The organism is Heyndrickxia vini (genome assembly GCF_016772275.1).
Classification (GTDB): Bacteria; Bacillota; Bacilli; order Bacillales; family Bacillaceae_C; genus Heyndrickxia; species Heyndrickxia vini.
In genome coordinates, this window is sequence record NZ_CP065425.1 from 2,440,712 (window position 1) to 2,453,974 (window position 13,263).

At 34.0% G+C, this 13,263-nt stretch carries 15 protein-coding genes, 2 pseudogenes and 1 riboswitch; of the genes and pseudogenes, 7 read left to right on the top strand and 10 right to left on the bottom strand.

Annotated features, from left to right (window positions below; genetic code table 11):
• Positions 1 to 300 precede the first annotated feature (300 nt).
• From sda to I5776_RS12200, 3 genes and pseudogenes are all read left to right on the top strand, one after another.
• A complete protein-coding gene (sda, locus tag I5776_RS12195) occupies positions 301 to 435 on the top strand; it encodes a sporulation histidine kinase inhibitor Sda (protein WP_202776681.1) in 135 nt (44 codons plus the stop codon).
• Between the two features lie 123 nt (positions 436 to 558).
• Positions 559 to 702, top strand: a pseudogene (locus I5776_RS21425) (thermonuclease family protein); the annotation flags it as partial.
• A 156-nt stretch (positions 703 to 858) separates the two neighbouring features.
• The gene (locus I5776_RS12200; RefSeq protein WP_202776682.1) at positions 859 to 1,482 is read left to right on the top strand and encodes a hypothetical protein; all 624 of its coding nucleotides are present in this window, start codon (positions 859 to 861) and stop codon (positions 1,480 to 1,482) included.
• Between the two features lie 53 nt (positions 1,483 to 1,535).
• Here I5776_RS12200 and I5776_RS12205 read toward each other — a convergent pair whose 3' ends face one another.
• Complete coding sequence (locus tag I5776_RS12205; protein ID WP_202776683.1) at positions 1,536 to 1,757, bottom strand: WYL domain-containing protein; 222 nt, start codon at positions 1,755 to 1,757, stop codon at positions 1,536 to 1,538.
• A 218-nt stretch (positions 1,758 to 1,975) separates the two neighbouring features.
• On the opposite strand from I5776_RS12205, the gene I5776_RS12210 reads away from it, so the two are divergent.
• Positions 1,976 to 2,056, top strand: coding sequence for a YjcZ family sporulation protein (locus I5776_RS12210; RefSeq protein WP_425490380.1), 81 nt, complete (start codon positions 1,976 to 1,978; stop codon positions 2,054 to 2,056).
• A gap of 131 nt (positions 2,057 to 2,187) precedes the next feature.
• On the opposite strand, the gene I5776_RS12215 is transcribed toward I5776_RS12210, so the two are convergent.
• Positions 2,188 to 3,033, bottom strand: coding sequence for a YitT family protein (locus tag I5776_RS12215; protein ID WP_425490381.1), 846 nt, complete (start codon positions 3,031 to 3,033; stop codon positions 2,188 to 2,190).
• Between the two features lie 164 nt (positions 3,034 to 3,197).
• A riboswitch (guanidine-I (ykkC/yxkD leader) is annotated at positions 3,198 to 3,295 on the top strand.
• 75 nt (positions 3,296 to 3,370) lie between these two features.
• On the opposite strand from I5776_RS12215, the gene I5776_RS12225 reads away from it, so the two are divergent.
• On the top strand, positions 3,371 to 3,712 hold the full coding sequence (locus I5776_RS12225) for a DMT family transporter (RefSeq protein WP_202776687.1): 342 nt from the start codon (positions 3,371 to 3,373) through the stop codon (positions 3,710 to 3,712).
• Positions 3,712 to 4,026, top strand: a complete 315-nt coding sequence (locus I5776_RS12230; protein WP_202776688.1) for a DMT family transporter — start codon at positions 3,712 to 3,714, stop codon at positions 4,024 to 4,026. Before I5776_RS12225 ends, I5776_RS12230 begins: the two co-directional genes overlap by 1 nt.
• A 45-nt stretch (positions 4,027 to 4,071) precedes the next feature.
• On the opposite strand, the gene I5776_RS12235 is transcribed toward I5776_RS12230, so the two are convergent.
• The 6 genes from I5776_RS12235 to I5776_RS12260 all read right to left on the bottom strand — a co-directional run bounded on the left by I5776_RS12235 (position 4,072) and on the right by I5776_RS12260 (position 9,933).
• Positions 4,072 to 4,230: a hypothetical protein gene (locus I5776_RS12235; RefSeq protein WP_202776689.1), complete on the bottom strand. Its 159-nt coding sequence runs from the start codon at positions 4,228 to 4,230 to the stop codon at positions 4,072 to 4,074.
• A gap of 417 nt (positions 4,231 to 4,647) precedes the next feature.
• Positions 4,648 to 5,691, bottom strand: coding sequence for a polysaccharide deacetylase family protein (locus I5776_RS12240; RefSeq protein WP_202776690.1), 1,044 nt, complete (start codon positions 5,689 to 5,691; stop codon positions 4,648 to 4,650).
• The gene (locus tag I5776_RS12245; protein WP_202776691.1) at positions 5,652 to 6,422 is read right to left on the bottom strand and encodes a GNAT family protein; all 771 of its coding nucleotides are present in this window, start codon (positions 6,420 to 6,422) and stop codon (positions 5,652 to 5,654) included. Before I5776_RS12245 ends, I5776_RS12240 begins: the two co-directional genes overlap by 40 nt.
• Before the next feature lie 19 nt (positions 6,423 to 6,441).
• A complete protein-coding gene (locus I5776_RS12250; RefSeq protein WP_202776692.1) occupies positions 6,442 to 8,088 on the bottom strand; it encodes a GNAT family N-acetyltransferase in 1,647 nt (548 codons plus the stop codon).
• Positions 8,089 to 8,177: 89 nt separating this feature from the next.
• Entirely contained in the window at positions 8,178 to 9,281 is a 1,104-nt protein-coding gene (locus I5776_RS12255; RefSeq protein WP_202776693.1) for a glycosyltransferase family 4 protein, read from the bottom strand.
• Positions 9,282 to 9,285: 4 nt separating this feature from the next.
• Positions 9,286 to 9,933, bottom strand: coding sequence for an O-antigen ligase family protein (locus I5776_RS12260; RefSeq protein ID WP_343066453.1), 648 nt, complete (start codon positions 9,931 to 9,933; stop codon positions 9,286 to 9,288).
• Positions 9,934 to 9,977: 44 nt separating this feature from the next.
• Here I5776_RS12260 and I5776_RS12265 point away from each other — a divergent pair.
• Positions 9,978 to 11,325, top strand: a pseudogene (locus I5776_RS12265) (IS3 family transposase).
• 23 nt (positions 11,326 to 11,348) lie between these two features.
• On the opposite strand, the gene I5776_RS12270 reads toward I5776_RS12265, so the two are convergent.
• Together I5776_RS12270 and I5776_RS12275 are read right to left on the bottom strand one after the other, a co-directional pair.
• Positions 11,349 to 11,912 (bottom strand): hypothetical protein, encoded by a 564-nt coding sequence (locus I5776_RS12270; RefSeq protein WP_202776695.1) that lies wholly within the window; start codon positions 11,910 to 11,912, stop codon positions 11,349 to 11,351.
• Positions 11,913 to 11,927: 15 nt separating this feature from the next.
• A complete protein-coding gene (locus tag I5776_RS12275; protein WP_202776696.1) occupies positions 11,928 to 13,241 on the bottom strand; it encodes a lipopolysaccharide biosynthesis protein in 1,314 nt (437 codons plus the stop codon).
• Between the last annotated feature and the right edge of the window lie 22 nt (positions 13,242 to 13,263).

The window sequence follows — 13,263 nt, forward strand, 5'->3', positions numbered from 1 at the left end:
ACTTTAAGGAAATAATAATATTTACATCTGATTCACTGCGATGCTATACTCTTATATTTAATAATACACATTTTTTTATTGTTTCCTATATTTTTATATTTATACACTCTCACGAAAACTTCAAACATTCTCCCGGTCAAAAAAATAAAATTTAGATTTTTTTGAATTTATTGCAGAAAAGTGTTGATTTGCATGTCTGATTTTTCTATAATTTTATTTGTTGTTCGATAAATTTATCAATTTTGGACAATAAGTTAGACGGCTTTTGGAGAAATTGGTCGAAAGGAGTATTATAAGAAAATGGATCGACAATTACCTTTATCAAATGAATTCCTACTATTAACTTATAAGAAAGCTATTAAGTTAAAATTGCCGAAGGAATTTATTGAGATGCTCCGTGAAGAACTAGAAAAACGACAACTACAATTGAAATAATACCTCATTGTTATACACTACATATAAAACTCTACATTTCTATTTTTACTAGATTTTTTTGCATTTCTCCCTAGAAAATCAATAATTAAAATTGAAACAAACTTAACAAGGCATATTCGGATTTTAATAGAAAAAGGGCTTGCAAGAGTAGCAATATTCCCTCCAAACACAAAATATGTTGATGATTTTAAAAAGATTCAGGATGTTACATGGCTAAAAGAAATTGGAATATGGAGTATTGAAAATTATGCAACTAAAATAGGCTGGTTATCGTAAATCGCAAAGATAATTTTATACCAATAAAAATTCTTCTCGCAAATAAAGTATTTTATGTTTTTTCTTTTAACATTCCACATTTTTTCTCAAAAAATGGATATACTATTTTTCGATAAACCATTTTGATTCTCGGAGGTTGTTGAAAAATTGAAAAAACATTATTTGCTCATTAGTATTTTAAGTATCTCATTATTTTGCAATCCACAAAATATATTAACTGTCAAAGCCCACAATCAACCACAGATTGAGGCAAGACACATGCACTTGCATATAAGTGATCAAGAAATAAATGATCTAATAAAAAAAGGTTATTCTAAACAAGATATTTTCAAAGCTTACTTTATTGCTAAACATGCAAAAGAAAAGTTGGATGTTGAAACGGTTTTAAAGGTATATAAACAGAAGCAATCATGGGGGGCAACAGCTAAATATTTTAAGGTAGATATTGAAAAAATTAAAAAAGCACATTTTGAAAAACATAAACAGTTTTATGAAAAGAACAAAACAAAAATCATCCAATATTTAGCTACTTATACAGGTAAATCACCTTCTGAGCTTGATAAATATTTGAAAGATGTTGATTTACACTTTTTAATAGTAGCGGCAGCTATTTCTAAAAAAAGTAATACTGATCTTAGCCAAATCATTCAGGATAAAAAAGAAGGAAAACACTTAAAAGAGATTATATCTAAAAAGAAACTTGATCCTGAATCAGTATTTGATGAAGCAAAGAATATTCATAAAGGTATACATCGTGTAATTGAAAAATAATTATCTAATATAGTAGGCTGACCTTTTAAAAACAATTGGTCAGTCTTTCCTTTCTATTCACCCATATCAAATTTTTTGCAGATTTCAACGGATAATATATTTTCTAATTTAAAGACTCTCCTATTGTTTCTAAGATAGCAAAATGCACTAATTGAATCTTCCCCGACAGATAATACTTTTATCTTTCTTTGACTAAATTGATTTAACTTCGAGATATAAATGATTTCCAGCTTTTGGCCGGTATTTAGGGCATATTGAAATATTCCTTTCACCATTCATTCACTCTCCATAAGAAACGTTTGTTCTTATTTTATGCAAACGAATGTTCTTTTATAACAAATACAAAGTAACCAAAAAAATAAACAACATGATATTTCAATCATTTTTTCTTCAGTGTACCATTTGTCCATTCCAAAGCTCCTTACTAACCATACAATGTATTAATCTTTCTTCTGGAGGTGATATTATGTCTGGTGGTTATGCTGGAGGAGGAATGGGCTTCGCGTTAATCGTTGTATTGTTCATTCTCTTAATTATTGTGGGCGCATCCTATATGGGTGGCGGAGTTTACTAATGCTATTAATTTTATAATTGCGAACAGAGACTTCCTCATTCGTATGAATCAGGTTACTCTTGGTTTAAACTTCACCTCTTTTCCTTAACTGTTATACAAAAAAGACGCACCAGCCAGTGCGTCTTTTCCCATTAATGAATATTTTTTTTCTTAAAATTGCCTCCTCGAACCTCGGCTATATCACCTACAGCGAGAAAAGCACGTTCATCAATTTCTTCTAAAATAGTATTTAACTTAGCTTCCTCTAAACGGTTTATAATACAAAAGATCACTTTCTTTTCGTCTTCTGTATATGCCCCTTGACCATTTAAATACGTAACACCCCGTCCTAATCGAGCAAGTATTGCTTCCCCTACTTCCTTATGTTTATCCGTAATAATCCAAATCGATTTAGATTCATCAAATCCTTTAACTACGGTATCTATTGTTTTTGTAGCTATTACATATGCAATAATCGAGTACATAGAACGATCCCATGAAAAAACAAACCCTGCTATACCGAGAATAAAAACGTTAATAATCATAATAATTTCGCCTACGGAAAAGGGTAATCTTTTATTAAATAAAATAGCAAGTATTTCCGTCCCATCTAATGCTCCACCATAACGAATAACAATTCCTACTCCTGCACCGACGACAATTCCGCCAAAGATTGTAGCTAAAAATATATTCTCAGTAAAAGCCGGTACCGGATGAAATAACGCTGTAAATATAGATAAGATGATAATCCCGAAAAGTGTGGAAATGGCAAAAGTTTTTCCAATTTGTTTTTTCCCAATAAAAAAGAATGGTAGGTTTAAGACGAAGATAAAAAGCCCGAGTGGTAAGGTGGTAATGTGAGAAAGCATAATCGATATACCTGTTATACCGCCATCAATGACACTGTTAGGAACTAAAAAGATTTCCAAGCCAACTGCCATTAATACTGCACCGATACAAATAGCAATTGCTCTTTTTAAAATTTTCAGTTTAGTCATTGGTTTATGTACTTGTTTTTGTTCAACTTGCTGATACTCCATGCATTTCGCTCCTTTTTATCATATATATAAATTATAGCAAAAGATTTGGTTGAAGGAAAAAGATTAGCTTAAAAAAGTTGCCATTTTAAGAGAATCATGTATAATGAAATTAATTAAACATTGAAAAGGTTTTCTAGGGTTCCGCGTTTTATGACGGTCTGGTCCGAGAGAAAGCCCACAGCTACTTGCTGTGTCACGGAAGGATAAAAGCCTGGGAGATGTATCTAATCTCTTTTGGCTTTTTTTATTTTGCCTTTTTTTATATTTTTCAATCATTTATAAAGGAGGATTTCAAATGAACGCACATTGGAGTAAAGTTTTCATCGGTGCTATTTTTGAAGTGGTTTGGGTAATGGGGTTGAAGCATGCCGATACTTTTTTAACATGGTCAGGAACGATAATTGCTATTATTTTAAGTTTTTATTTAATGATCATGGCAGGAAAACATCTGCCTGTAGGTACTGTTTACGCTGTTTTTGTTGGATTAGGAACAGCTGGAACGGTTATCTCTGAGATCATTTTTTTCCACGAAGCTTTTAAACTATCAAAGCTCCTTTTAATCGCTCTTTTACTTATTGGTGTAATTGGTTTAAAAATCTTTTCCAGTGATACAACACAAGACAGGGGGAATAGTTAATGGCGTGGATTTATTTAATTCTAGCCGGTATTTTTGAAATGTTCGGTGTAATGTTTATTAACAAATTGCATAAAGACCGAAACGTTTTCTCCTTTTTCTTACTCTTTATCGGTTTCGCGGGAAGTTTTCTTTTTTTATCACTTGCAATGCAAACTTTACCAATGGGTACTGCTTACGCCATATGGACAGGAATTGGTGCATCTGGCGGAGCCATTTTAGGGATGATTTTCTACGGCGAACAAAAAGATTGGAAAAGGATTGTCTGTATAACATTAGTTGTTAGTGCTGCAGTTGGGCTGAAGTTAGTTTCCTAAACCTGATTGTTTTTACACTCCTAAACCATTGAAAGAAGCTGACAGTTATGTCAGCTTCTTGTCTTTTTGTAATTGTTCAATCACTTTGTTTCGCTCCCCACCATCTGAAAGCTCCTCGGAAAATTCATGTTTCTCGTCTTCATTTAATGATTTGTTAGGAGTCAGATTATTATTTGGAGCTGCTTCCTCATTCCACTTTCCCATAACATCACCCTTTCTAGAATACAAGGGTTAGTATGTGTATTCAGCTTTTCATCATTCATTTAACTACTTTTTTCTTTGTCTTTTCGATTTCTTTCCTTAATTCCATCTGTAAATTCAACAAATTTATATAATAAATAAAAGGGCCAAATTAATATGAGGATGATCCTGAACCAAATGTTCTTATTTGATACGAAGAACATAATTATTACTCCAAATAATAAATAACAAAAGAGCTCAAGCACAATTATTCCCCTTTCCATTAATTTTTTTCCCTCTCGTTCCTACATTTTATCCAATCATAACTTGTCCCGTTCGCCTTTTGGATTAATTATAAAAAAAAGTGTATACATAATTACGACTGTATACGAACTCGATGAAAATAGAGTCTGCATACAGTCTTTTCTATTAAAAATATAATCATTGTATAATTTCTGTTTTCCTAAAGGTATCGATGATTATTGCAGATGCTTCTGCCATATTATAGCTTTTCATCCCGTAGTTTCTTTTCATGCGTGAGAAGTGAGTAAGTATTTTTGAAAGAAATTGTAGGTTTTCTTCCAGGTTCACCCCAAAATTATGTGGATGCCACCATAAATGATACATTTTATTTTGTTTGGCGGCTTTTGTTATGCTGTTATTTATCCTTTTTAAACGCAACTTTTCTAACATTTTAAGTTTCGGGTTATAAGGACGGAGAAATCTGCTAGATGGAAGATTAACGATTGGTTCGGTATCCAAGGTGTCGAGGGAATAAATATGATGTCCGGTTATATTTACATACGAATCTACCAATCTAAGAATACGTTTATACGTATATTGGGATTCGATGAAAGGGCTAGCGTTATAGATAGGAAAAACTTCATTTCCTCGATACGACGTTAGTCCATTTTCACGGCAAATCGTTAAATAATCTTGATTCACTTGATTACGTGGAAAGGCAATCGATTTTATGTTTATTTTCTTTTCATTCCCAATTTCTATCGCCTTCTTTACATCGGCAGCAAATTCTCCGGCGGTTTGACCTGCCTCCAAACAATAGTAATGCGAAAAGGTATGGGTGCCAATTTCTTGATGAGGCACCAGTAATATTTGCTCGATTAAGGAATGCGCATAATGAAATGGGTCTTCTTTCTCTGACTCACCTATTTTATTGATTAAACGATATCCCGAAAATGTTGAATTTTCGTAGTTTGGTTTCAACAATGGCTGGCTACTCAATAATTGTGATTTGGTTTCAAAGAATAGTTTTCCAACTGTGGCCCAAGTTGCGTGAATTTCATGCTCCTGAAAAAGTTTAAGCATTTCCGGAACAGCTTGGCGTACTCCGAGCAGATTATCCTGATATTGCTCAAGGCTCATTACATCCTGAACACCCCAATATAGTTCAAAATCAAGTGAGATAATCAATGTTCCGTGGTCTATCAATGTTTTACACCCCTGCTTTTCTTTGACATATTCCATTGACGAACATGTAGTACCAAGTTCCCCAAGAATGTATATGATAGATAACCGGAATATTCGGTGATAATTTTCCCGCCAAATTCAAGCTTAAAATTCCGGATGTTGATATCATTTGTTAAACCACCTGAATCATAGATTTGGTAGCCTTTACTTTTGAAGTAGAGCATATCTTCCCATTGGAGCATTCGATGAGCTTTGCTAGTTAATCTCTTAAAATTAGAGTCATTTGTTAGCCTATAATGGGAAGCCGAATAAAAAGGCATCGATCTTTTTCCATTGACTACATATACACGATAACATAATGGTTGTTGATCGATATTTTCTATTTTCGTTATAATTAATGCATTTTGATCCCTTAAAAGTTTTAGCGTTTCTACATGAAAAGGAGTGCAGCAATAGGTATTTTTTAATTTGGCAAATTGATTGTAAAAATCCCGAAACTGCAGGATTTCTTCATTAGATGGATTAACTAAAATAAACTTTTTAAGATTGGGGTCTTTTTGGGCTTGCTTAATTTGCTTTCTTGTTGACTTAGAAATATCCATGAATAGCTCTTCAACATCCTTTGTTAAATCCTTCTGCAATGTCTCAATTGGTATTAATCCATTCATAGGGATGGTTGAATGGGTTATTCCAACAACATCGATAGAAGGATCAAATGGAAAGCTTTCCTCAGGAAAATAGATTTGTGTAATAGTAATCCCCCATATTTTTCTGGATACAGATAGCACGATAGTCACTCCTTTTCATTTAGAAATTTCGTCTGCTGATGAATCTGAAGCCAAAAATTACTTTTTTCGTAATTTGATAAACCCTAATAAACCCTTGGTCATGAAAAGACGTTTTATCTTTACAATGGTTCGGGATAGCCACGTAAATAGACAGTAATTTATTATTTTTCTCAAACAGTGTGGAAGCAACATCTCCATCAAATGATTGCCAGTCGTATATGTAAGCAGAATGACTTGGAAGTTGTTCAGCAACATCTACTACGTCTATTTGAAGTACCTTTTCATTAACCCAAAAATAATTAGTTATCATTCCATCCTGAATCAAGCAATAGCACTGTTGCTTTTGATATAACCTTTTGATGATTTCTTCTACATTCCCTTTAAAAATAGATGAATGTTGAATTAATTCTTTTAAGGTTATTAGTTGGAATTTTTTCGAAACAGTTTTTTTTTCAAACAATCTACGATCGATTCGATAAATCTCCACCATATTTTTTTGAAACAGAAACCCTCCTATTGTTTTTATTGTTTTCTTAAAATAGGAGGGATTTAGATCATGTAAAAAATTTAATAACTTTCCAAGTGTATTCCTCTTAAAATGGACTAAGCTTTTATTTTTCTTTAAAAACTGAATCAGTTTATCTCTCATAGAAACATGCCAATAGCCAAACCGCGAAAGCCAGCCTTTACATGGTAATATTACTTTGCTAACTCTATCGGTGTTAGTATTCCAGTCTAATTTATATGGTTCAAAACCGATACTTAGATCAAAATTTTGAACCTGATTCCTATAACGGTTTTTTATCGTTTCTTTTAATAGCATTCTCCCGGGGCTAAACACCCCAAAATCATCATCGTGGGCTAAAATATATAATACATATCGATTTCTGCAAACAAATCCATAAAAAAAGGCAACCAGACGGTTTTCAATAAAGAGCCCATCAATTTTTGTTTCAATTACTTTGTTATTTAAAAATGCAATGTTTTTATAAAAATCGTGCGTATGACCTTTTGAAAAACCGCTCGTATCGATCTTCGATTTCCAGCGCTTTTCATGAAGCCGAAACATCGTTTCTAACTGGGTTTTATCCAAAGGATGAAAGGCTACATTTCCCAGCTTTTTCATTCGTTTTTCTTTTCTGTCCCCTCCATGCTTTTTCATTTTTTTCTTAATAAAGTCATCAAAATTCTCCATTTGCAAATCAATAAAAGGGGCAATGATTTGAGATTTATGAACTGGAATATCATTATCAGTACAGTAATGAATAAATGCATTAGCCGTCCCTTTACTATCAAGAAGTCCATGTAGGATAACTACCTTTCTTCTTTCATTAATTAATTCATTCATAACTGTACGAATGGCTATCTCCTTCCACTTTTCCACTGCCACAATATCCATATAATTTGCTTGGCCGTAACCGGCAAAGTGGATATAATTATAAAATCTTGTTCTTTTTTTTATAAAGGGAAAGATAGCAATCACTTCATCCTCATGTTCGACTAGATAAATATAGGGTTCAAAGGAATCTTGGAAATAACAAAGCCATTGACGGATCCATTCGAATTCGATAAAGGGGTTATTGTTTTGGCACATTGACAAAATGTCATTCCAAACTTCTCGATATGTCATTAACTGTTGTAAACTGGTAATCTTCTTAATATTCATTTATAGCCCACCTAAGGTTAAAAGTAATCCAGTCGCTCTTGTAACTAATACTTTCAACTTTCCTTCCCCCTATAAAAAAATCTTAGGTTTTATATTTTGGATACCACTTGTTGATAAAACGTAAGAGTATCATCTACCATCCTTTCTATTGTAAAATTTTCTATATAAATCATCCTGCCCGATTGTCCAAACTGTTTTCTAAGCATTGGCTGATCAATTAATTGCGTAATTTTTTCAAGCAAACCTTCCTTATCTCCTTTTTCGATAAGAAAACCTGACTTTCCATTTTGAACCAATTCACTTACTCCTCCAACATTACTTGCAATAACAGGAAGTCCTGATCGCATTGCTTCAATAATGCTTAACGGTAAGCCCTCCCATTTTGATAGTAAAATAAAGATTTGTGAATTTGCTAAAATTTCAGGGACATCATCCCTTTTACCTAAAAAAGTTACTCGTTCTGATAATCCCCGTTTATCCACCTCTAATTCTATATCTCTCTTTAATGGTCCTTCTCCAACAAAATGAATTTTCCACTCTTTGGTTTTTAATTTACTTAAAACCTCCACTAGTGTTTGATAGTCCTTTGGCTCCGCAAATCTAGCAACCATAATCATGTTGACAGGATTGATGTGTGGGGCTGCCAGTTTCCGTCTTTCAATATCGGGGACGCCGTTTTGGATAACCCTAATTTTCTTTTCTGCAATCACTTTATTATTAATAGCAAGTTGCCGATCATAATGAGAAACTGAAACGATACCAGTTGAAATAAACCCTGCGAATTTTTCTAAAATGGAATATATCCATCTCTTCTTGCGGGATACACCTTCCGTAAATGCCCAGCCATGAGCTGTAAGAACGGTTGGTATTCCAAGCGACCAGCCTGCAACCCGCCCAATTAATCCAGCCTTTGATGAGTGTAGTGCCAATAAATCTGGCTTCATTGCTTTTAAAGCTCGCCTTAGTTCAATTAATGCCTTCATATCATAAATCAAATGAATTTCTCTTATAAGGTGTTTCACCCTTGTATGCGTAATTTCCTGTTGTTGTAATTCTGGAAAGGCCGTTTCTGCACTTCCAGAAAATAATATGACGTCATGACCAATATGTTTAAGCCTTATCGCAAGATCCCTTACATGAATTTGTGCGCCACCCGGTTCATCCATTCTTGTAATAAGTTGAACGATTTTCAAAGTTTCACCGTCCTTTTATTTTAATGGGTTCTGGCATCCCTTCATTTATTTCCTCTTCCGCGCACCAAGCCAAGGCTAAAAGCAGCCAAAAGTGCCTCCAATGCAATGTATCAATAAACAAACTATTAAAGATTAAACCCACTAATGAAGCAAAAATAATCGAATATAGTCCCCTCACTTGGTAAGAGGAGCGTAAAGTGCGTTTTAACGCTTGTAACATACTTAGAATGAAAAAGACAAAAAAGGATAGAAAGCCGATAAGTCCATTTTCTGCAAATAAGCGTGCATAAAGGCTATGGGTGGACATCTCAAGATTCTCGTCACTTTGGCCAGGACCCATTCCGATTAAATTGGAAAAACCCGCTTCAAACGCTGCCTTTTGAGTGGAAAAACGCTCCGTATCATAGTTTTGCATGCCTAATCGTTCATTAAGTAAGTTTGCAATTAATGGTGTATTTCCTAAATAGAAAAGGAGAAAAGTTCCAGCAATTAAGCATAATAATAGTGTGATTACTCTTTTTTTTATAGGAATATTGCTAATGAAAAGAAAATAGCAGGCTGATGCCAAAACACAATTTCCCCATGCTGCTCTGGAAAAACTGAGAAAAATACCTATTAAAAAAAAGACAAAGAGACCAAAATTGAACTGCACCCCAATTGTTAGACACAACTAACAATTGGAGGTGCAGTTTTTCTATGTCTAAATATTCGTTTGAATTAAAATTAAGGGCAGTATTAGATTATTTAGAGGGCAAAGATTCCTTTCAAATAGTCGCTAGCCGTTTTAATGTCAGCCTGACTCCTTTAAAGAATTGGGTGGCACATTATAGAAAAAATGGTGAAGCTGGTTTAATTTCCAACTATACAAATTATGATATTCAATTTAAAATGGACGTACTAAATTATATGAGTGAATTTGGAGCGTCCTTAACACAAGCTGCGGCTGTTTATAATATTTCTTCCCCTTCTACGATTCTTCAATGGCAGAGGCAGGTTGAAAGATTAGGTGTGGACGCTCTATTACCAAAGAAAAAGGGGCGTCCATCCATGAAAAAGGAAATTAAGAAATCAGTTCCTGTAGAGGGTTCATATGAAGCATTACAAGCTGAAAATGAGCGTTTACGCATGGAGATTGCCTATTTAAAAAAGTTACGAGCCTTAATTCAAGAAAAAGAAAAATCACCGAACAAGACAAAGCGCAAATAATATATGAGTTAAGGCACGAATTTAAGGTGATTGAGTTAGTAAAGATCGCTGGAATTCCACGTAGCACTTATTATTATTGGGTAAAACAAATGGATCGACCGGATAAATATAAGGAAATGAAGGAGTTAATTAAGCAGATTTTTGAAGAACATCAGGGACGTTATGGTTACCGTCGAATTACATTAGAATTACGTAATAAAGGGTATACAATTAATCATAAAACGGTCCGCCGTTTAATGATTGAGCTGGGTTTAAAGTGTCTCGTACGAATGAAAAATATCGGTCATACCGAGGACAAGTGGGCAAAACTGCACCTAATATATTAGAACGAGATTTCCATGCATCTAAACCTAACGAAAAGTGGGTGACGGATGTGACAGAATTCCACCTACATGGGGAAAAGCTATATTTGTCGCCAATTATGGATTTATATAATGGTGAGATTATAGCTTATAATATAGAACATCGCCCTGTATTCTCACTTGTTTCAAAAATGTTGGACGAAGCCTTTGACCGATTAAATGAGGAAGACACTCCTATCCTCCATTCTGACCAAGGATGGCATTATCAGATGAATCAGTATCGATCTGCATTAAAAGAACGAGGAATCATTCAGAGTATGTCCCGTAAAGGGAACTGCTTGGATAACGCAGTCATGGAGAACTTCTTTGGCTTATTAAAGTCTGAATTGCTTTATCTAAAAGAATTTGAGAGTATGGAACATTTTAAAGTAGAGTTAGTGAATTACATTCACTACTATAACCACAAACGGATTAAGGCAAAATTAAAAGGCATGAGTCCGGTTCAATACCGAACTCATGCCCCAGTAGCTGCCTAAATCCCGTGTCTAACTTTTGGGGTTCAGATCAAATAAACCAACTTTTTTAATAATGATGTGGTTTCAGCTTTATATAAAGTATAAATAGCAGCGGGAACCACAAAAGGCCCAAAAACATTTGGATCCTTGAATAACGATTTAATTCTTTCGAATTGCAGAAAGCTTTCCGTAAATGGTGAACGAAAAAAATACGCAAATACCCCTATTAATACCGAAATAACTGCTGCTATTACATACCCATTAAAAATCGTTTCAATTACCTTGCTTTTGTATCGAAAAGATGTCCCTACGATAGACAACCAGGAAAGTACTAAATAAAAGGAAATAAAAAAATAGAAAAAAGCCACACCTTCATTTTTTGCAAAAAATGCAGATAGTAAGTTTGCAAGCAAGAAGAATAGCAGCAAAAAAAACGGTAAAATAATAATGGAATGAAAACCATAAAATGAAAAAACACAGCCTGCGAGAATAAACAAACAAAGAAACAAATCAAATGGTGAAGGTTCAATCCATACAAATGAGCTCAACGACATGATTAAAAATAGAGAAGTTAAAACCCAATCCCTTCTCTGATGGTGATTCGTCAATCATCCCACTCCTTTTCACCTCGATTCATTCGAATGTAAAGGCTTATCTTCATTTGGAAAACGAATTTTCATTACATACCAAGAAAAAAAGCCATTCGTGAGATATCCTATTGAAGTTAGAATGCTGATACAGAAAATAGCAGTAGTAGGGTTTTCAATGTAAAAAAATGAAAGAATCATAGATAAACAAATAAAGAAAAAACGAATCCCTTCACTTATCATTTGATAATTTTGAGATTCCAGTGCATAAAAATTTCCTGAAATTGGATTAACCACCATTTTCATAAAATATAAAATCGAAATAATTTGAACATACTTACCCGCTTCTTTCCATGCTTCGCCGAAAAGAAAGGGAATGATCGATGGAACAATAAGGAAGATTAGTCCAATTATGACTAAGCTTAGAATGGACATTCTTTTTACAATCATCCAGAATAATGCATTTAATTCTCTCCCCTTAGTTGAAAGCTTAGCTGATTGCGACATATATACTTGTTTGGCTGAATAACCGAGTAAAGCTTCTGGAACGGTTAAAATTTTCTCGGCTAATAAATACCACCCCGCTACTGCAGGACCATAATGCACCGCTAAAAAAACTGCTGGCATATGAGTACCTGAAACGTTAATAAGAGCAGACCAACTTGAAAGAAGTGGAAAGTTTTTATAGCGAATAAAAACCTTTTTTAGACCATTCAAGCAAAAAAGGCGTACATGAGGTTTATTTTTGAAAATAAATCTTAGTAATGTTAAAAATCCAGAAATCCTACCAATCACTTCGCCGGCCAATAATCCTAAAATACCTGTTTGGAAAATACCAAAAGTAATCTGTGATACCATTTGTCCACTATTCATATTGATCTTTGATTTAGAGATGGATAGGTAATCTTCAGTACGAATATTCCATGAATTTAATGCCTGAAACCAACCTATCCCAAAAACACTAAAAGCTAGAAGCCAGGCGTAGTGCTCCAACTCGGGGGCATCAAGCCATTCTCCAATCGGTAAAATCCATGCGGCTATAAGAACGAAGACACTCATGAAAATAACGATAATTAGCGATAACATAAGCGTATCCCAAGCTTCTTGTTCATCCTTTGGTAAGGGGACAGCTTGGTCATACATAAGGGATGCAATAACTGAAACACTATAAAGAATGGATAGATAAATCGAAAAAATACCAAACTCCTCCGGCGAATATAAATGTGTTAAAATCGGTGTTGTTAGTAGGAGGAATAATTGTGATAAAGCCGTTCCGGCAGCAAGAATCGAGATACTTTTCATAAAATGGTTATTTGAAATAAAACTTTTTAGATTTGCTATCATTTTCATTCTACAAAAACCTCCGCTAATT

Coding starts and splice junctions, on each gene's coding strand:
- sda (WP_202776681.1), top strand. CDS start 301: ATGGATCGACAATTACCTTTATCAAATGAATTCCTACTATTAACTTAT.
- I5776_RS12205 (WP_202776683.1), bottom strand. CDS start 1,757: ATGGTGAAAGGAATATTTCAATATGCCCTAAATACCGGCCAAAAGCTG.
- I5776_RS12210 (WP_425490380.1), top strand. CDS start 1,976: ATGGGCTTCGCGTTAATCGTTGTATTGTTCATTCTCTTAATTATTGTG.
- I5776_RS12215 (WP_425490381.1), bottom strand. CDS start 3,033: ATGACTAAACTGAAAATTTTAAAAAGAGCAATTGCTATTTGTATCGGT.
- I5776_RS12225 (WP_202776687.1), top strand. CDS start 3,371: ATGAACGCACATTGGAGTAAAGTTTTCATCGGTGCTATTTTTGAAGTG.
- I5776_RS12230 (WP_202776688.1), top strand. CDS start 3,712: ATGGCGTGGATTTATTTAATTCTAGCCGGTATTTTTGAAATGTTCGGT.
- I5776_RS12235 (WP_202776689.1), bottom strand. CDS start 4,230: ATGGGAAAGTGGAATGAGGAAGCAGCTCCAAATAATAATCTGACTCCT.
- I5776_RS12240 (WP_202776690.1), bottom strand. CDS start 5,691: ATGGAATATGTCAAAGAAAAGCAGGGGTGTAAAACATTGATAGACCAC.
- I5776_RS12250 (WP_202776692.1), bottom strand. CDS start 8,088: ATGAATATTAAGAAGATTACCAGTTTACAACAGTTAATGACATATCGA.
- I5776_RS12275 (WP_202776696.1), bottom strand. CDS start 13,241: ATGAAAATGATAGCAAATCTAAAAAGTTTTATTTCAAATAACCATTTT.